A 17,043-nucleotide genomic window follows, 5' to 3' on the forward strand; every position below is an offset into this window, starting at 1 on the left:
ATGCAAGGTACTGTTCTTTTCGATCTCGACGGCACGCTGACGGACCCCTTCATCGGCATCACCAGCTCGATGCAGCATGCGTTGCGACAGATGGGACGGGAGCCGCCGCCGCCGCAGGCGCTGCGCCGCCATATCGGGCCGCCGCTGCAAGCCGCCTTCGTGGAGATGCTCGGCGACGAGGCGATGGCGACCGAGGCGGTCGGCTACTACCGGCAGCGTTACGGCGAGGTCGGCAAGTTCGAGAACGAACTCATCCCCGGCATCGAGGACGTGCTGCAGACGATGACGGACGCCGGACACACGCTGTTCGTCGCGACGTCGAAGCTGGAAACCTACTCGCTCGACATCATCGACCATTTCGGCCTGACGCGCTTCTTCCGCCGTGTGCATGGCTCAGCGCTGGACGGCTCACGGGCGGACAAGGGCGAGCTGATCCGTCACATACTGGACGCCGAAGGTCTCGATTCGTCGCGGACGGTCATGATCGGCGACCGGCTGCATGACGCGCATGGCGCCGCCCGGAACGACGTCCGGGTCATAGGCGTGCTGTGGGGCTTCGGCGACAGGGCCGAACTGGAAGGGGCGGGCGCCGCCAGGATCGCGGCCAGCCCGGCCGAATTGCCCGAGATGGTCGGCGATATGCTGGGCGCGGCGCGGGCGCTCAATCCCTGAGCGGCTTGCCCAGCCGGCCGGCGAGGTCCTGCGTGAACTGCCAGGCGACGCGGCCTGACCGGCCGCCGCGGGTCGTGGCCCATTCCAGCGCCTCGGCGCGAAGCTCCTCGGGATCCATCCCCAGCCCGTGATAGCGGGCGTAACCCTCGACCATGTCGAGATAATCGTCCTGCGAGCATTTGTGGAAGCCGAGCCAGAGGCCGAAGCGGTCCGACAGCGACACCTTCTCCTCGACCGCCTCGCCGGGATTGATGGCGGTGGAGCGCTCATTGTCGATCATGTCGCGTGGCAGGAGGTGCCGGCGGTTGGACGTCGCATAGAAGATGACGTTGGCGGGCCGGCCCTCGACGCCGCCCTCGAGCGCCGCCTTCAGCGATTTGTAGGACGTGTCGTCATGGTCGAAGGAGAGGTCGTCGCAGAACAGGATGAACCGGTAGGGCGCCTTTTTGAGCTGCCCCATCAGCCTGGGCAGGGTGTCGATGTCCTCGCGGTGGATCTCGACCAGCTTCAGCGGCGGTTCGCCTTCCTTGCGGGCGGCGTTGATGGAGGCATGCGTCGCCTTGACCAGCGACGACTTGCCCATGCCGCGCGCGCCCCACAAAAGCACGTTGTTGGCGGGCAGGCCGGCGGCGAAACGCTCGGTGTTGTCGATCAGTATGTCGCGCACGCGGTCGACGCCCCGGATGAGGCCGATGTCGACGCGGTTGACCCGGCTAACGGGTTCGAGGAGACCCTGCTCGGCCGACCAGACGAAGCAGTCCGCCGCGGCGAGGTCGGTCGGCTGTGGCGCCGCGGGCGCCATGCGGCCCACCACCTCGATCAGTCTGTCGAGCTTTTCGGCGAGCGTTTCCAATGTCTTGTCGGTCATTTTTGAGGCTTTCAGGTGGGCTTGGCGCTGTGGCGCTGTAACACAGGGAAGTGAGGGGGGAAAGCGCCCGGAAAGCCCTGTTATGCGGTTGCAAACATAGCTCTAGGCTCTATATTCCGGCCACTTTCGGGCCGGGAGGGCCTGTGTTCACAGGCCCCCCAGGCCTCAATCAGGAGCTATACATGTTTGTGACACCCGCTTATGCGCAGGGTACGGGCGCCGGCACACCGGATATGCTGATCAGCATTTTGCCGTTTGTCCTGATTTTCGTGATCATGTATTTTCTGATCATCCGGCCGCAGCGCGCGACGATCAAGAAGCGTGGCGAAATGCTGGCGGCGATCCGGCGCGGCGACACGGTCGTCACCGGCGGCGGACTGGTCGGCAAGGTCACCAAGGCGTCGGACAACGAGCTTGAAGTCGACCTCGGCGGCGGCACCAAGGTGACGGCTGTGCGCTCGACGATCATGGACGTCCGGGTGAAGGGCGAGCCGGTCGCCAACGAGAACAAGAAATAGCCGCTCCGGTGGCGCGGACCATATAACGGAAAGGGCGAAGCGGGAGTTGCCGGTCGCCTGCTCGGCCTGACACGGAAGACCGACGATGCTCTATTTCTCACGCTGGAAGACGTTCTCGATCTGGGCGATCGTCGCCATCGGCGTGCTGTTCGCGCTGCCGAACATCTATCCGCAGTCCTGGCTGTCGGCCATGCCGGACTGGCTGCCGAAGCGGCAGATGACGCTGGGCCTCGACCTGCAGGGCGGCTCGCATATCCTGCTGCAGATCAATCGTCAGGATCTGGCGAACGAGCGGCTCGAAAGCACGCGCGACGACATCCGCACGCTGCTGCGCGACGCCAGGATCGGCTACACCGGCCTTACCGGCACCGGGAATTCCGTGCAGGTGCGCATCCGCGACCAGGCAGAGCTCGAAGCCGCGAAGACGGCGCTCGCCAGCCTGCTGCAGCCGGTTGCCTCCAGCGTATTCGGCGCGGGAACGATCGCCGAGCTCGCGCTCGACGAGCCGGAGCCCGGCGTGCTGCGCTACACGCTCACTGAGGACGGGCTCGACTATCGCCTGGGCACGGCGCTCACACAGTCGATCGAGGTGGTCGGCCGCCGCGTCAACGAACTCGGCACGACCGAGCCGATCATCCAGCGGCAGGGCAACGACCGCATCCTGGTCCAGGTGCCCGGCCTGCAGGATCCGCAGCGCCTGAAGGACATCCTCGGCCAGACCGCCAAGCTGACCTTCCAGATGGTCGACCAGACCATGCCGGTGCAGGAGGCGATCGAGGGCCGTCCGCCGGCCGGCTCGACCGTCATGTACTCGACCGACGACCCGCCGGTCCCCTATCTGATCGAGAACCGCATCATCGTGTCGGGCGAGAACCTGGTCGATGCGCAGGCGACGTTTGACCAGCGCACCAACGAGCCGGTCGTCTCGTTCCGCTTCGATTCCAAGGGCGCGCAGCGCTTCGGTTCGGCGACCCAGCAGAATGTCGGCCGGCTGTTCGCCATCGTGCTCGACGACCAGGTGATCTCGGCGCCACAGATCCGCGAGCCGATCCTCGGCGGCACCGGACAGATCTCCGGCAGCTTCAGCGTCCAGGGCGCCAACGACCTTGCCGTGCTCCTGCGCGCCGGTGCGTTGCCGGCCGATCTCACCATCGTCGAGGAGCGCACCGTCGGCCCGAGCCTCGGCGCCGACTCGATCGATGCCGGCAAATATGCCTCGGTCGTCGCCGCGATCCTGGTGTTCGCGTTCATGCTGCTGGCCTACGGCAAGCTCGGCGTCATCGCCAACCTCGCGCTGACGGCCAACGTCGCGCTCATCATAGCCGTGCTGTCGGTGCTTGGCGCCACGCTTACCCTTCCGGGTATCGCGGGCATCGTGTTGACGATGGGCATGGCGGTCGATTCCAACGTCATCATCTTCGAGCGCGTGCGCGAGGAGAGGCGGCAGGGCCGGTCGATCGTGCAGTCGCTCGATTCGGGCTTCCAGCGCGCGCTCGCAACCGTGGTGGATGCGAACCTGACGACGCTGATCGCGGCGATCATCCTGTTCTACCTGGGATCCGGGCCGGTGCGCGGTTTCGCCGTCACGCTAGCCATCGGCATCATCACCACGGTCTTCACCGCCTACACGCTGACGCGCTGGATGATCTCCGTGTGGCTGCGCCGCTACCGCCCGAGCGAAATGCCGGCGGGACTGGTCAACTACATGCCGGCAAATCCGACCGTCGGCTTCATGGGCATGCGAACATACGCCTTCATCCTCTCGGCGGTCCTGTCGCTTGCCGCCGCCGTGTCGTTCATGGCGGTCGACATGAACTATGGCATCGATTTCCGGGGCGGGTCCTCGATCGAGGTCAAGGCCCTGGAGGGCAACGCCGACGTCGGCGAGGTGCGCGCGGCGCTGGAGGAGCTCAACCTGGGCGAAGTGCAGGTGCAGGAGTTCGGCAACCATTCCGAACTGCTGATCCGCATCGGCACCCAGGAAGGCGGCGACAGCGCCGAGCAGTCCGCCATGACCAAAGTGAGGGCGGCGCTCGAATCCCACTACGAGTTCCGGCGCATCGAGGTGGTCGGCCCGACCGTTTCGTCGGAGCTTGCATGGGCCGGAACCATCGCGGTCATCGCGTCGATGCTGGCCATGCTGGTCTACATCTGGTTCCGCTTCGAATGGCAGTTCGCCGTCGGCGCCATCATCTCGACGCTTCACGACGTGGTCATGATGGTGGGCTTCTTCGTCTGGTTCCAGGTCGAGTTCAACCTGACCTCGATAGCGGCAATCCTCACCGTCGTCGGCTATTCGATCAACGATACGGTGGTGGTGTACGACCGCGTTCGCGAGAACCTGCGCAAATACAAGAAGATGCCGATCGTGCAGTTGCTCGACCTGTCGATGAACGAAACGCTGTCGCGCACCATCCTGACGGGCATCACCACCCTGATGGCGCTGGCTGCGCTTTATATGTGGGGCGGTGAGGTGATCTCCTCGTTCACCATCGCGATGATCTTCGGCATCCTGGTCGGCACCTATTCCTCGATCTTCGTCGCCGGACCTCTGCTCATCCTGTTCAGGCTGCGCTCGGACGTCTTCGACGCAAAGACCGGGCCGGTTCCCGCAGCGGCGCAGCCGTCAAAGACGTGACGGCTGCGGTGGCCGAAGGGATCGTCATCCGCGACGCGCATTTTCCCGGCCGCGCGCCGATCGACGCCTACGGCAACGGCGGCTTTCGCTTCGCCGAGATGTCGCACCGCGGCTCGATCCTGTGCCTGCCTTCGGGCATCCACGGCTGGGAGCCGGCGGATCCCACGAAGTTCGCGGAGGGGGATTTCGCGCGCGTGTTCCAGCAGGCCGACGGGATCGAGATCCTGCTGGTCGGCACCGGCAAGGAGCTGAAGCCGCTGCCGCCGGCATTGCGCCAGGCTTTCAGGGTGGTCGGCATCTCGGCCGATCCGATGTCGACCGGTGCGGCGGTGCGCACCTACAACGTGCTTCTCGCCGAGGACCGGGCCGTGGCGGCCGCTCTTGTCGCCGTCGACTGAAGGCCGGCTCGAGCCGTTGCTAGAACTGGTGCGCGGCGCCGATCGCGACCGCTATCTCGCCGCGCTTTATGCACCGGAGGACAGGCGCGGCGATCTCCTCGCGCTCTACGCCTTCAATGCCGAGATATCCGGCATACGCGACCGCGTGAGCCAGGCGCTGCCGGGCGAAATCCGGCTGCAATGGTGGCGCGACGCGATCGCGGCCCAGGATGCGGGCGCCGGAGCCGGGCATCCGGTGGCAGAGGCGCTGCTCGGGACGATCGAGCGCCGCAGCCTGCCACGCGAGGCGTTCCAGAACTATCTGGATGCGCGCATCTTCGACCTCTACGACGATCCGATGCCGACCCGCGGCGACCTCGAAGGCTATTGCGGCGAGACGGCGGCGGCGATCCTGCAACTGTCGTCGATCGTGCTCGATCCGGAAGCGGCGGCGCGCCATGCGGAACTGGCCGGCCATGCCGGCTGCGCGCAGGCGATCGCCGGCCTGCTGCGCCTGCTGCCGCTGCACCGGAGAAGAGGGCAATGCTATGTGCCGAAGGACATCCTTGCGGCCGCGGGGACATCGCCGGAGGAGTTCCTCGCAGGCGATGGCGGAGAGAACGCGCCGCGCGCCGTCGCGGCAATGATCGCGCTGGGGCGCGAGCATCTGTCGATTTTCGAGCGGGGAGCCTCAGCGCTGCCGCCCTCGCTGAGGCCGGCCTTCCTGCCGCTGGCGGTGACTGGCGCTCAACTGACGAAGATGCAGGGGCGCGAAAGGGCGTTGCTGGAAGCGAGCCTCGACATCAGCGCCTGGCGAAAGCACTGGCTGATGTTCCGCCGGGCGTCGCGGGGGTGGGGTTAGCTACTCCGCCGCTTCGGCTCTTGCAGGAAGCCCCAGCCATTCGCGGCAGTCGGCGAGTGCGCGCGACGTGACGGCGCGGCGCCTGGCTAGCGTCTTGTCCTTGCCACGGAAGCGTCCCTCGAACCCCTCCGGTTTCAACTGGGTTCCAGGGTCGAGCGGCGGAAACAGGCCGAAATTGATGTTCATCGGCTGGAAGGAGCGTTTTCCTGGCTCGTCGTCTGAGACGATGTGGCCGCCAGTGATGTGGTTGAGCAGCGCGCCGAAAGCCGTCGTGACCGGCGGCGGCGAGACCGGCAGGCCAAGCCTTTCGGCTGCGGCAAAGCGCCCGGCGAGCAGGCCGATCGCCGCGCTTTCGACATAACCCTCGCAGCCGGTGATCTGACCGGCGAAGCGGAGGCCCTTGCGCGACTTCAGCCGCAGCGAGCCGTCGAGTAGGGTGGGGGAGTTGATGTAGGTGTTGCGGTGAAGGCCGCCGAGCCGCGCGAACTCCGCGTTCTCCAAGCCAGGAATCATGCGGAAGATGCCGACCTGCTCGCCGTGCTTCAGCTTGGTCTGGAAGCCGACCATATTGTAGAGCGTGCCGAGCGCGTTATCCTGCCTGAGCTGGACGACGGCATAGGCCTTGACCGACGGATCATGCGCGTTGGTCAGGCCCATCGGCTTCATCGGCCCGTGGCGAAGCGTCTCCGCGCCGCGCTCGGCCATGATCTCGATCGGCAGGCAGCCATCGAAATAGGGCGTGCCTTCCCATTCCTTGAACTCGGTCTTCTGCCCGCCGATCAGCGCCTGGACGAAAGCCTCGTACTGCTCGCGGTTCATCGGGCAGTTGATATAGTCCTTGCCGGTGCCGCCGGGGCCGACCTTGTCGTAGCGCGACTGGAACCAGCACACGTCCATGTCGATGGAATCGAAATGGATGATCGGTGCGATTGCGTCGAAGAAGGCAAGCGCGTCGGCACCGGTTTCGCTGGCGATCGCCTCAGCGAGCGACGGGGCGGTCAGCGGGCCGGTCGCGATGATCGCCTGGTCCCAATCGGCGGGCGGCAGGCCCGAAACCTCCTCGCGTGCAATCGTGATCAGCGGATGCGCTTCAAGTCTCGCGGTGACGGCGGCGGAAAAACCGTCGCGGTCGACGGCCAGCGCGCCGCCGGCGGGCACCTGGTTGACGTCGCCGGACGCCATGATCAGCGAGTTGGCGAGCCGCATCTCGGCATGCAGCAGGCCGACCGCGTTGTTCTCGGCATCGTCAGATCGGAAGGAGTTGGAGCAGACCAGTTCGGCGAGGCCGTCGGTCTTGTGAGCCTCCGTGCCGCGCATTGGGCGCATTTCGTGCAGGACGACCGGCACGCCGGCTTCCGCCGCCTGCCAGGCAGCTTCCGAGCCGGCGAGGCCGCCACCGACGATATGGATGGGCTTCGTGTTCATGCGCGTGGCAATAATCCCTTGACCCCAGCATTGCAATTGCAGACGATCAGCGGCGATGCGGCGGAATGGCGTTCAGATGGGGTCTGTTTCGGCCCATATCATGGCGATTTGCGCGGGCGCCATGCTGGCGTTCGGGGCATCCGGCGTTTCGCCGGCCGCGGCCGCCATGTCGGCAACCGCTCCGAAGCTCATCATGGTCTGCCACGGTTATGGCTGCGGTTTCCGCACCAAGCTGATGCTGGGCGCCGCCGACGGCACCCAGCTCAGCTCGATCATGCGCGCCGGTTCGAGCTCGCCGAAGGCCGAGCGCGCCGCGCTGTCGAAGGCGGTGAGATATTTCGACAGGCGCGCCAACCAGGCCACCGGGTTCAAGGATAGGCCGAGGACCGAGATCGGCAAGCCAGAACGGGGTCAGATGGACTGCGTCGACGAGTCGACCAACACGCGCGCGTTCTTGCTCTATCTGGCCGAGCGGGGACTGCTGAAATTCCACAAGGTCGGAAGGAATGTCAGTCGGGGCTTCTTCCTGGACGGACGTTATCCGCACTGGACGGCGGTCATCAGCGATCCGTCCGGCGTGAAATGGGTTGTCGATCCCTGGTACGCGACCGTCGGCGGCGCGCCTGACATCTTTCCCTACGAGCAGTGGAAGGTGCGCGGGCAGCTCGAGAGCGGCGCGCTGAACTAGGGTTCGTTGGAAGAAATCCCCAAAAAGACAACACCCGCCGGGGGAGGAGATCCGGCGGGTGTCGTTTTGGTGGACGGTCCCGGGAGGAGGGTAGGACCGCCCTATTCGTCATCGCCGGGGAGGAGGTCGGCTTTGACGAAATTCCTTTCGCCTGTTTTCGAAGGGGCGAAACCTTCTTCGGGTAACAACGCCCGCCGGGGGAGGAGATCCGGCGGGCGCCGTTTCGGCGGCCAGCGATCGGGAGGAGGTGAACGCTGGCCTTATCCGTCAAGGTCGGGGAGGAGGTCGACCCTGACGAAATTCCTTGGATCAGATCGACTTGCGGGCAACGGCGGGGATGTCGCCGCGGGCAATGCCGAGATCGTTGAGTTCACGGTTCGAAAGGCGGCTCAGCTCGGAAACGGTGTCCCGGTAGCGGCGCCAGTTGCGGTAATTGCGGATCAGGTTCATCGTACGTCTCGTTCGTCTTGGTTAGTTCTATCTCTTGGGTACGAACGGTAGATAGGCTGTACCGGATCATTTTAAAATGGCTTTTGGTGCATAGCAGCAATGCAAATTGTGCATTGCAACATTAATCGATTTTAGCAGGGGTCACAAAACCGGCCAAATAGGTCCAAAGAATTGCGAGTTCAATGACTTGGCAGCCGGCAGGAAATTGACGCCCGGGAGGGACTGAATGGCGAGCTATTCATCGCGAGTCCGGACCGACGCTGCCCGCTGGGTGGCGTCCGGACTGATCGACGGCAAGACCGCGGAAGCGATCATCCTCGACGTCGCCGCGCATGAACGCAGGTCGCTGAGCTTCGGGTCGATCCTGGCCATCATGGCGGGCCTGCTGCTCGGCGCGGCGATCCTCATCTTCGTCGCATCGAACTGGGAGGCGATCCCGCGCCTTGCCCGCGTCGGCGCGCTCTTTGCCATCATCTTCGCGGGCTATGTCGGCGGAGCCGTGCTGAAGCTCAACGACCATGCGGCGATCGGCGAGGCGGTGTGGCTGATCGCGGCGGCGGCGTTCGGCGGCTCCATCGCGCTGATCGGCCAGATGTACCACCTCTCCGGCGACGAGACGCAGGCCGTGCTGGTCTGGTGCGCGGGCACGGCGGTGGCGGCGGCGGCCCTGCGCTCCGGACCGTTGACGATCGCCGCGGTCGCGCTCTCGGCGGCCTGGCTGATCCTGCGCGAGGTCGATTTCTGGCGGGACTCAGATTTTCCCTACGTCTTCATAGGGATAGCGGCCGTTCTCTGGCTGGTTTCCTACTGGACGGAAAGTGCCGCGGCGCGCCATCTGATCCTTCTGTCGCTGGTCCTCTACGCCGTGCTCCTGGCGTTCGAACGCGACGCGGAGGTCGTCGGCATCGCCGGCGTGCTCGCGGCTGTCTCGGCCATCTTGTTCGCGCTTGCCGTATTGATGCCCGCGCAGACCGAGGCGATCGCCAGGCTGAACGGGCTGCTGCCTGTGCACGCCCTGATCGGTTTCCTGGCCGGGGTGATCATGATCCAGTTCGAATTCGGCGGAGATGCCGGCCCCGGCTTCGCCATCGCCGCGGCTGCGGGACTGGCCGGCATCGTGGCGGCGGTCGTCCTCGCGGGGCGGGAGAGCCGCGGCCTGCGCTGGATCGCCTATACCGGCTTCGCTATCGAGCTTTGCCTTATCTACGCGGTGATGATCCAGGACATGCTGGGCACGGCAGGCTTCTTCCTCGCCGCCGGCGCGATCCTCGGACTGCTGGCCTTCGCCATCATCCGGATCGAGAAGCGCATGAAGGAACCGCGTCTGACGGAAGGAGCTGCGGCATGAGCGGCAAACGGCTTCTCCTGGCGGCGGTGCTCCTGGCCGTGGCGCAGATCGCCTTCCTGTCCTGGATGATCGCCGGCCGCGCGGCGATCCTGCGCAACGGGCAGGAAGTGCTGCTCAAGGTCGCGCCGATCGATCCGCGCGACCTGCTGCGGGGCGACTACGTCCGCCTCGGCTACGAAATCCGCAACGTTCCGGTGAAGTTGGTGGCGAACGCCCCCGCCGGCGATTTCGTCACCGAGCAGGGGCCGATCCTCGTCCGGCTCGGCAAGGACGAGGACGGTTACTGGCGCGTCCGCTCCGCCGCTCTCGGAGAGCCGCAGGAGCAGCCTCCAAGCGGCGAGGTCGATATACGCGGCACGGTTTCCGGCGGCTGGACGCTCGGGCCCGAAGCGTCCTTCAGCGTCGACTACGGTATCGACCGCTTCTACGTGCCGGAAGGCGAGGGCCGCGCCATAGAGACCGATATGCGCGAGCGGCCTTTCGGCATACTCGCTGCGGTCGCCAGCGACGGCACCGCACAGATCAAGGCGCTGATGGATGGCGACACCAAGCTCTACGAGGAGCCGCTTTATTAGGACGAGCAGAGGACGGGAGGGCCAGCTTCAGGCCAAAGCCGCCTACGGCATCAGGGACCGGTTCTGCGAGCAAAATGCTCGTAGGTGATCTGCCAGGGATCGCTGTCGGAGGGCCGTTCCTCGCCGATCCAATGGAAGCTGTCGGCGGTTATCTCGGTGAAACGCCATCGCGCTTTCAGGCCGCGCGAGTCCTCGCCGACCTGGACAATGTCCTTGCCCTCGGCCCGCCCGATCTGACGCGAATAATCCTGGTTGAGCGGGTCGCTCCAGATGATGTGCCAGCCGCCTATGCCGGGATCGAAGATGCGCAAAGTCGTACCGTACATGGTGGACGGGGCCGGGCGCTTCGGCCGGATCCAGATATCCTGGATGGCGCGGCCTTCCAGCACCCAGCCGAAATGGATTTCTCCAGTCGATTCCTCGGTCGTGCCATCGTCGAGATGGCGGACGGTCTGCATTTCCCAGCTTCCGACCAGCCATCCATAGAGGTCCATGTCTTTCGCCCGATCGGCGGGCGGAGCCTCCGATCCGAGGGCGGCGAGAAACGGCGATATCGTCATGGTCAAAGGCCTTTCATTCTTCCTTTCGGCAGTCGTGGGAAGAGAGAAGGCTAGCACAGGTTTCCTGACAGCCATCCGTCAGCAGATGCCGCTTGCCCCCGGTCCCTGGCTACTTCAGAGCCGGTTGCAAGCCAGAAGACGCTGCGGGCGGGGACTCCATAGCCGGACCGGCTTGTGTTATTTCTGCTCCTACATGGAGGGAGATGCGACCATGCGACGTGCGCCTGTCTGGACGATGCTGCTGCCTTTGATGCTGCTCGCCGCGTGCCAAAGCGGGCCGCAGTCCGGAAGTCCGCAGGCCACCGGCGGTCGCCAATGCCCGCCGCGCCTCGCCGATTCCGGCCAGTGCAATACAGGATCGATCTACGTCTTCCCCGAACTGACCAACGTGAACTGACCAAGCTGCGCTAGCCGGTGAAGCCGCGCCTCCAGACCGGGGGGCCGCAGCCAGACTGGGGCCGCTAGAGTTCGCCGAGCATCTCGAGCCTCAGGTGCTGGACGAGCATGATGGTCTTCGCGTCGATGATGCGGCCGTCGCGGACCTGCGCCATCGCCTCGTCGAGCGTGATTTCGAGCACTTCAATGTCCTCGCCCTCGTCGGCAGCGCCGCCGCCGTCAGAGATGCGGTCGGCGGGCGTGTAGTCCGCGAGGAAGAAGGTGAGACGCTCGGTCACGCTGCCCGGGCTCATATAGGGTGCGTACAGACGCCTGACGTCGCGCAGACGATAGCCGAGTTCCTCCTCGGCCTCCTTGCGGATCGCGGTTTCGGGATCATGCTCGTCGAGCAGGCCGGCGCAGGCCTCGATCAGCGGTTCCGGATGGCCGGTGACGAAGGCCGGATAGCGGAACTGCCGCACGAGCAGCACGGTCGAGCGCCGGCGGTCGAAAGGCAGGATGACCGCTCCGTCGCCCCGGTCGTAGGTCTGGCGGACCTGGGTTTCCCATCTGCCGTCGCTGCGCCGGTAGTCGAAGGTCGTCTTGGTGAGCCTTGCCCAGTCGTCCGACAATATCTCGATCGATTTGATGCGAATCCTGTCCTGCAATGCCGTTGTCTCCATCACAGATGCCGCCCGTGCGGCCTGACCGCATACGGGTGCAACCTAATCGTGTCGCCTGCGTTTGCGTCCGATGATGGACGAAAAACCTTTCGACAAGCCCGTTACGCTGGAACTCGGCCGCATCGGGCACTATCGGCGCATCGACAGCACGCGGGAAGCCGCGGAATGCCTGATGACGGTCTGGCCGCTCAACCGCGGGGCGCGGCACCGGGACGCGGTCGAAACCTGCCTGAAGGTCCTTGGAGGCCATCGCTCGACGGAGGATGCGCGCCGGGCGCTGATCGAGGCGGCGAAGGAATCCGACGTGCTGGCGCCGGAATCGACGCGCCACTGACCCCGATTCGGGGAATAGGCCATGGCCGGCGACCCCGACGGGGTTGAACCGGAGGCGATCCGGTGCCAAATCATGGCGGCGGCGTTTTGGGCCGCGAATTTCCCACGTCGCATCTCGGGGCGTCTTCAATGGTGACCTATCTCGACGCCGGTACGGCGCCGCTTCGCAATACCGGCCAGATCCGGCTCTACGGGCCGGAAGCGTTCGAAGGCATGCGCAAGGCCTGCGCGATCACCTCCGAATGCCTCGACGAGCTTGCCGGCATGGTCGCGCCGGGCGTCACGACCAATGCGATCGACCGCTTCGTCTTCGAATTTGGCATGGATCACGGCGCGATGCCTGCGACGCTGAACTACCGCGGCTACACAAAATCTTCCTGCACCTCGATCAACCATGTCGTCTGCCACGGCATCCCGGACGACAAGCCGCTCAGGGAAGGGGATGTGGTCAACATCGACGTCACCTACATACTCGACGGCTGGCATGGCGATTCCAGCCGCATGTACCCGGTTGGGCAGATCAAGCGCGCGGCCGAACGGCTGCTCGAAGTCACCCATGAGTGCCTGATGCGCGGCGTCGCCGCGGTGAAGCCCGGCGTGCGCACCGGCGCCATCGGCGCCGCGATCCAGTCCTATGCCGAGAGCGAGCGCTGCTCGGTGGTGCGCGACTTCTGCGGCCATGGCGTCGGCCAGCTCTTCCATGACGCGCCGAACATCCTGCATTACGGCAGCGCCGGCGAGGGCGTGGAGATGCGCGAGGGCATGATCTTCACCATCGAGCCGATGATCAATCTCGGCCGGCCGCATGTGAAGGTGCTGTCGGACGGCTGGACGGCCGTCACGCGCGACCGTTCGCTGTCGGCGCAATACGAGCACACGGTCGGCGTCACCGCTGATGGCTGCGAGATATTCACGCTGTCGCCGAAGGGGCTCGACCGCCCGGGCCTGGCGTAACGGGCCTGGCGTAAATCGATCGCGCGCGGGCGCTCGAAAACCGCTTCGCACTTTTCAGGATCATGCTTTAGTATTTCGACCGGCGGTCGAAGTATTCGGCGTCCAATGCTTCGGGCGGGGCGGGATGACGGGGCAAAACGAAGACGAGCGTGGCTTTTTCGCCGAGCGGCCCGAGCCGCGCATGGTCAGGGCGGACGCCGCGGCGAAGGATAAGCCGCATTATCTCGGCCACCGCGAGCGTTTGCGAGAGCGCTTTGCGGGCTCCGCATCGGCCGACGACTTCGCCGACTACGAACTGCTCGAGCTTCTGCTGTTCAGGCTGATACCCCGCGCGGACACCAAGCCCGTCGCCAAGGCGCTGCTGGCGCGCTTCGGCACGCTCTCCGAAGTGCTCGGCGCGCCGGTTGCGCGGCTGCAGGAGGTGAAGGGCGTCGGCGCGGCGGTGGCGCTCGATCTCAAGGTGATCGCGGCGGCGGCCAGGCGCATGGCGCGCGGCGAGATCAAGGGGAGGGAGGTGCTGTCGTCCTGGGAGCAGGTGCTCGACTATTGCCGGGCGGCGATGGCCTTCGAGGAGCGCGAGCAGTTCCGCATCCTGTTCCTCGACAAGAAGAACGCGCTGATCGCCGACGAGGTGCAGCAGACCGGCACCGTCGACCATACGCCGGTCTATCCGCGCGAGGTGATCAAGCGGGCGCTGGAGCTGTCGTCGACGGCCATCATCCTGGTTCACAACCACCCGTCGGGCGATCCGACGCCCTCGCGCGCGGACATCGAGATGACCAGGACGATCCTGGAGACGGGGCGCCAGCTCGGCATTGCCGTGCATGACCACATCATCATCGGCAAGAAGGGCTTTGCCTCGATGAAGGGCCTGAAGCTGATCTAACGAAAAGGGCCGCGCGAGGCGGCCCTTTCGTTCGGTTCTTCCGGAGACGGCCTATTCGGCGTCGGCGGCCTTCTTCTTGGGAGCGGCCTTCTTCTTCGGCGCCTCGGCCTTGGCCTCTCCCTCGGCAGCAGCCTCGTCGGCCTTCTTGGCCTTCTTCGGCGCAGCCTTCTTTGCCGGCTTGGCCTCGGCGGCTTCGGCCTCGTCGTCGGCCATCAGCTCTTCCTTGGACACCTTCTTGTCGGTGACGGAGACCGCGCCGAGCAGGTGATCGATGACCTTCTCCTCGAAGAGCGGCGCGCGGATCGAGGTGATGGCATTCGGGTTGTTGCGGTAGAAGTCGAAGGCTTCCTGCTGCTGGTTGGCAGGGAAGCGGCGCACCGTCTCGAAGAGGGCGCGCTGCACTTCTTCGTCCGACACGGTGACGCCGGCCTTCTCGCCGATCTCGGCAAGCACGAGGCCCAGGCGCACGCGGCGCTCGGCGAGCCGGTTGTACTCGGTGCGGGCTTCCTCTTCCGTCGTCTCCTCGTCGGCGAAGGTGCGGCCGGCCATTTCGAGGTCGCGGTTCACCTGGTTCCAGATGTTGGTGAACTCGGCTTCGACGAGCTTGGAGGGGGCTTCGAACTGGTACTCGGCGTCGAGCTGGTCGAGCAGCTGGCGCTTGACCTTCTGGCGAGTCATCGAGCCGAACTGGCTCTCGATCTGGCCGCGCACGATCTCGCGCAGACGGTCGAGCGATTCCAGCCCGAGCGACTTCGCCGTCTCGTCGTTGATCTCGAGCGGCCCGGGCTTCGACACCTCGTTGACGGTGACGTCGAAGGTGGCTTCCTTGCCGGCGAGATGCGGCGCGCTGTAGTTTTCCGGGAAGGTGACGGTGATCTGCTTCTCGTCGCCCGCCTTGGTGCCGACCAGCTGATCCTCGAAGCCGGGGATGAATTCCTTCGAGCCGAGCACGAGCGGCTGGCCGTTGCCGGCGCCGCCGTCGAACGCGACGCCGTCGATCTTGCCGACATAGTCGATGGTGACGCGGTCGCCATCCTCGGCCTTGCCGTCCTTCGGCTCGTAGCTGCGCGCGGATTCGGCGACACGCTTGACCTGGTCCTCGATCTCGCTGTCCGGCACGTCGAAGACGGGGCGCGTCACCTTGATCTCGGAGAAATCCTTGATCTCGATGGTCGGGATGATCTCATAGGCGAGCTGGAACTCGAAATCGGCGCCGCCGGCGAGGATTTTCTCGGCTTCCTTCTCGTCCTCGGTCATGGTGACCTCGGGCTGCATGGCGGCCTTCTCGCCGCGGTCGGCGATGATGTGGCGGGTCTGGTTCGACAGGATGTCGTTGACGACCTCGGCCATGAACGACTTGCCGTAGACCTTCCGGAGGTGCTGGATCGGCACCTTGCCGGGGCGGAAGCCGTTGATGCGGGCCTTGCCCTGGGCATCGTTCAGCCGCGCCAGGAGCTTGGCCTCCATGTCGCCGGCCGGGACAGTGACCTTGATCTCACGCTTCAGGCCGGAATTCAGCGTCTCGGTAACCTGCATAGTCAAAACCTTCGTTCCAGAAAGGGCATCTGTACGGCCTCGCCGTTCAGCCTGCCGGGAATTCGTGCCGGAGTGGCTAGTGGTGTGCGGGTTCAGCGTGCCCGTCCCGGCGGCCGCGGCCGATGGGGACATTGTTCGCTCGAAACGCGCGGTAGCCTCGGTAAGTCTTTGTTCTTCCTATCCCTTACCACGCCTACCAGTAGCGGTTCATTCTCTCCCGTCACAATTGCCACGCCTTTTGTCATACGCGGCGTCAATTTTCAACACTTCTTCGCGCCGCGCACGGAACTGCTTTCCGCCCCGAGATTGACAGAATGATGGCTCTCATGGGATTGGCGGCCTGCGCGGATGTGGCGGAATTGGTAGACGCCCTGGATTTAGGTTCCAGTGCCGAAAGGCGTGGGGGTTCGAGTCCCTTCATCCGCACCAACGCACTGGGTGCGCGCCCTTCATCTTTCCATCGATCCCCGGTGTGCCATTCCGGGACGGATCATCAGGCATCGAAATTGCTCGGTGGGTATTGCCGGCTGTTCGCCGGTAATCGTCCACGTAGCCGGGCGTCGCTCGCTGGGACAGGTGTCGGGGCTTCTTGCCCAGCGAGCTCGATATCGCTTCCGTATGGCTGCTGTCGTTCCCCGTGGGCCCGCTCGCGCGTCCCGGCGGGAAGGCGGCTTGCTTGTTTGATCCGGCCTTTGGCTTTTAATCCGCCCTTCGGCTACACCTTCGCCCGACCGTGCGGTAATCTCGGCCTCGCAGTGCAAGGAAGCGGAAAGCCATGATCGTCAAGGAACTGACCGAGCAGGAGTGCGCCAACATCCTGGCGGCCAACAATATGGGGCATCTCGCCTGCGCCCGCGACAACCGGCCTTATGTCGTTCCGATCACCTTCGCCTTCGCCGACAACCACATCTACAGCTTCTCGCTGACCGGCCAGAAGATCGAATGGATGCGGGCCAACCCGCATGTATGCCTGCAGGTCGACGATTTCGGGCAAGATCGGGGATGGAAAAGCGTCGTTGTCTACGGGGTTTTTGAAGAACTGCCGGATCGCATCGGATCGAAGCGCGAGCGCGACCATGCCTGGTCGCTGCTCAGCAAGCACGCCAACTGGTGGGAGCCCGGCGGGCTGAAGCCGGTTATGGGCCCGGGAGCCTCGCGGCATTTGTTCTATCGCATCCGCATCGAGCGGCTGACGGGCCGGCAGGCCGTCGACGAATAGGCGGGCCTGCGTTCGCGCCGCGGATCGGCGCCAAGCCTTTATCTCGAGGGTCCTCATCGGAACCCGATGCGGCGGA

General features: G+C 65.1%; 19 protein-coding genes and 1 tRNA gene. 14 read left to right on the forward strand and 6 right to left on the reverse strand.

Going from position 1 to position 17,043, the window contains the following annotated elements:
• Complete coding sequence (locus D8676_RS17280; protein WP_121582327.1) at positions 1-672, forward strand: HAD hydrolase-like protein; 672 nt, start codon at positions 1-3, stop codon at positions 670-672.
• Here the strand turns inward: D8676_RS17280 and D8676_RS17285 are convergent.
• Positions 662-1,540 (reverse strand): ATP-binding protein, encoded by an 879-nt coding sequence (locus tag D8676_RS17285; RefSeq protein ID WP_121582328.1) that lies wholly within the window; start codon positions 1,538-1,540, stop codon positions 662-664. The two genes, D8676_RS17280 and D8676_RS17285, sit on opposite strands and share 11 nt — an antisense overlap.
• 182 nt (positions 1,541-1,722) lie before the next feature.
• Here D8676_RS17285 and yajC point away from each other — a divergent pair, with 182 nt between their 5' ends.
• From yajC to D8676_RS17305, 4 genes are all read left to right on the forward strand, one after another.
• Positions 1,723-2,058, forward strand: a complete 336-nt coding sequence (gene yajC / locus D8676_RS17290; RefSeq protein ID WP_121582329.1) for a preprotein translocase subunit YajC — start codon at positions 1,723-1,725, stop codon at positions 2,056-2,058.
• A gap of 85 nt (positions 2,059-2,143) precedes the next feature.
• Complete coding sequence (secDF, locus tag D8676_RS17295) at positions 2,144-4,696, forward strand: protein translocase subunit SecDF (protein WP_121582330.1); 2,553 nt, start codon at positions 2,144-2,146, stop codon at positions 4,694-4,696.
• Between the two features lie 8 nt (positions 4,697-4,704).
• Positions 4,705-5,094 (forward strand): Mth938-like domain-containing protein, encoded by a 390-nt coding sequence (locus D8676_RS17300; protein ID WP_121582408.1) that lies wholly within the window; start codon positions 4,705-4,707, stop codon positions 5,092-5,094.
• Entirely contained in the window at positions 5,078-5,935 is an 858-nt protein-coding gene (locus D8676_RS17305) for a phytoene/squalene synthase family protein (protein ID WP_121582331.1), read from the forward strand. The genes D8676_RS17300 and D8676_RS17305 overlap by 17 nt, the downstream gene beginning before the upstream one ends.
• Here the strand turns inward: D8676_RS17305 and trmFO are convergent, their stop codons facing one another.
• Positions 5,936-7,360 (reverse strand): methylenetetrahydrofolate--tRNA-(uracil(54)-C(5))-methyltransferase (FADH(2)-oxidizing) TrmFO, encoded by a 1,425-nt coding sequence (gene trmFO, locus D8676_RS17310; protein ID WP_245426861.1) that lies wholly within the window; start codon positions 7,358-7,360, stop codon positions 5,936-5,938.
• A 76-nt stretch (positions 7,361-7,436) separates the two neighbouring features.
• Between trmFO and D8676_RS17315 the strand changes: the two genes are divergently transcribed.
• Positions 7,437-8,048, forward strand: a complete 612-nt coding sequence (locus D8676_RS17315; protein ID WP_245426863.1) for a hypothetical protein — start codon at positions 7,437-7,439, stop codon at positions 8,046-8,048.
• Between the two features lie 309 nt (positions 8,049-8,357).
• Here D8676_RS17315 and D8676_RS17320 read toward each other — a convergent pair whose 3' ends face one another.
• Complete coding sequence (locus D8676_RS17320; RefSeq protein WP_121582333.1) at positions 8,358-8,498, reverse strand: DUF1127 domain-containing protein; 141 nt, start codon at positions 8,496-8,498, stop codon at positions 8,358-8,360.
• 226 nt (positions 8,499-8,724) lie between these two features.
• Between D8676_RS17320 and D8676_RS17325 the strand changes: the two genes are divergently transcribed.
• On the forward strand, positions 8,725-9,846 hold the full coding sequence (locus D8676_RS17325; RefSeq protein ID WP_121582334.1) for a DUF2157 domain-containing protein: 1,122 nt from the start codon (positions 8,725-8,727) through the stop codon (positions 9,844-9,846).
• A complete protein-coding gene (locus D8676_RS17330; RefSeq protein WP_121582335.1) occupies positions 9,843-10,421 on the forward strand; it encodes a GDYXXLXY domain-containing protein in 579 nt (192 codons plus the stop codon). The genes D8676_RS17325 and D8676_RS17330 overlap by 4 nt, the downstream gene beginning before the upstream one ends.
• A gap of 50 nt (positions 10,422-10,471) precedes the next feature.
• On the opposite strand, the gene D8676_RS17335 is transcribed toward D8676_RS17330, so the two are convergent.
• Positions 10,472-10,915 (reverse strand): hypothetical protein, encoded by a 444-nt coding sequence (locus D8676_RS17335; RefSeq protein WP_121582410.1) that lies wholly within the window; start codon positions 10,913-10,915, stop codon positions 10,472-10,474.
• Positions 10,916-11,192: 277 nt separating this feature from the next.
• Here D8676_RS17335 and D8676_RS17340 point away from each other — a divergent pair, with 277 nt between their 5' ends.
• Entirely contained in the window at positions 11,193-11,378 is a 186-nt protein-coding gene (locus D8676_RS17340) for a hypothetical protein (protein WP_121582336.1), read from the forward strand.
• Between the two features lie 64 nt (positions 11,379-11,442).
• Here D8676_RS17340 and D8676_RS17345 read toward each other — a convergent pair whose 3' ends face one another.
• The gene (locus tag D8676_RS17345; RefSeq protein ID WP_121582337.1) at positions 11,443-12,024 is read right to left on the reverse strand and encodes an NUDIX domain-containing protein; all 582 of its coding nucleotides are present in this window, start codon (positions 12,022-12,024) and stop codon (positions 11,443-11,445) included.
• 85 nt (positions 12,025-12,109) lie between these two features.
• Between D8676_RS17345 and D8676_RS17350 the strand changes: the two genes are divergently transcribed.
• The 3 genes from D8676_RS17350 (at position 12,110) to radC (ending at position 14,212) form a co-directional block, all read left to right on the forward strand.
• Positions 12,110-12,373, forward strand: a complete 264-nt coding sequence (locus D8676_RS17350; RefSeq protein WP_121582338.1) for a DUF982 domain-containing protein — start codon at positions 12,110-12,112, stop codon at positions 12,371-12,373.
• A 128-nt stretch (positions 12,374-12,501) separates the two neighbouring features.
• Positions 12,502-13,326: a type I methionyl aminopeptidase gene (map, locus tag D8676_RS17355; protein WP_121582339.1), complete on the forward strand. Its 825-nt coding sequence runs from the start codon at positions 12,502-12,504 to the stop codon at positions 13,324-13,326.
• 124 nt (positions 13,327-13,450) lie between these two features.
• Positions 13,451-14,212: a DNA repair protein RadC gene (gene radC / locus D8676_RS17360; RefSeq protein ID WP_121582340.1), complete on the forward strand. Its 762-nt coding sequence runs from the start codon at positions 13,451-13,453 to the stop codon at positions 14,210-14,212.
• Positions 14,213-14,263: 51 nt separating this feature from the next.
• On the opposite strand, the gene tig is transcribed toward radC, so the two are convergent.
• Complete coding sequence (gene tig, locus D8676_RS17365; RefSeq protein ID WP_121582341.1) at positions 14,264-15,748, reverse strand: trigger factor; 1,485 nt, start codon at positions 15,746-15,748, stop codon at positions 14,264-14,266.
• A gap of 344 nt (positions 15,749-16,092) precedes the next feature.
• On the opposite strand from tig, the gene D8676_RS17370 reads away from it, so the two are divergent.
• Together D8676_RS17370 and D8676_RS17375 are read left to right on the forward strand one after the other, a co-directional pair.
• Positions 16,093-16,177: transfer RNA gene (locus D8676_RS17370), tRNA-Leu, on the forward strand.
• A 346-nt stretch (positions 16,178-16,523) separates the two neighbouring features.
• A complete protein-coding gene (locus D8676_RS17375) occupies positions 16,524-16,967 on the forward strand; it encodes a pyridoxamine 5'-phosphate oxidase family protein (protein WP_121582342.1) in 444 nt (147 codons plus the stop codon).
• Positions 16,968-17,043 lie beyond the last annotated feature (76 nt).

It is taken from the genome of Mesorhizobium sp. YM1C-6-2 (assembly GCF_003666685.1).
GTDB lineage: Bacteria > Pseudomonadota > Alphaproteobacteria > Rhizobiales > Rhizobiaceae > Mesorhizobium_K.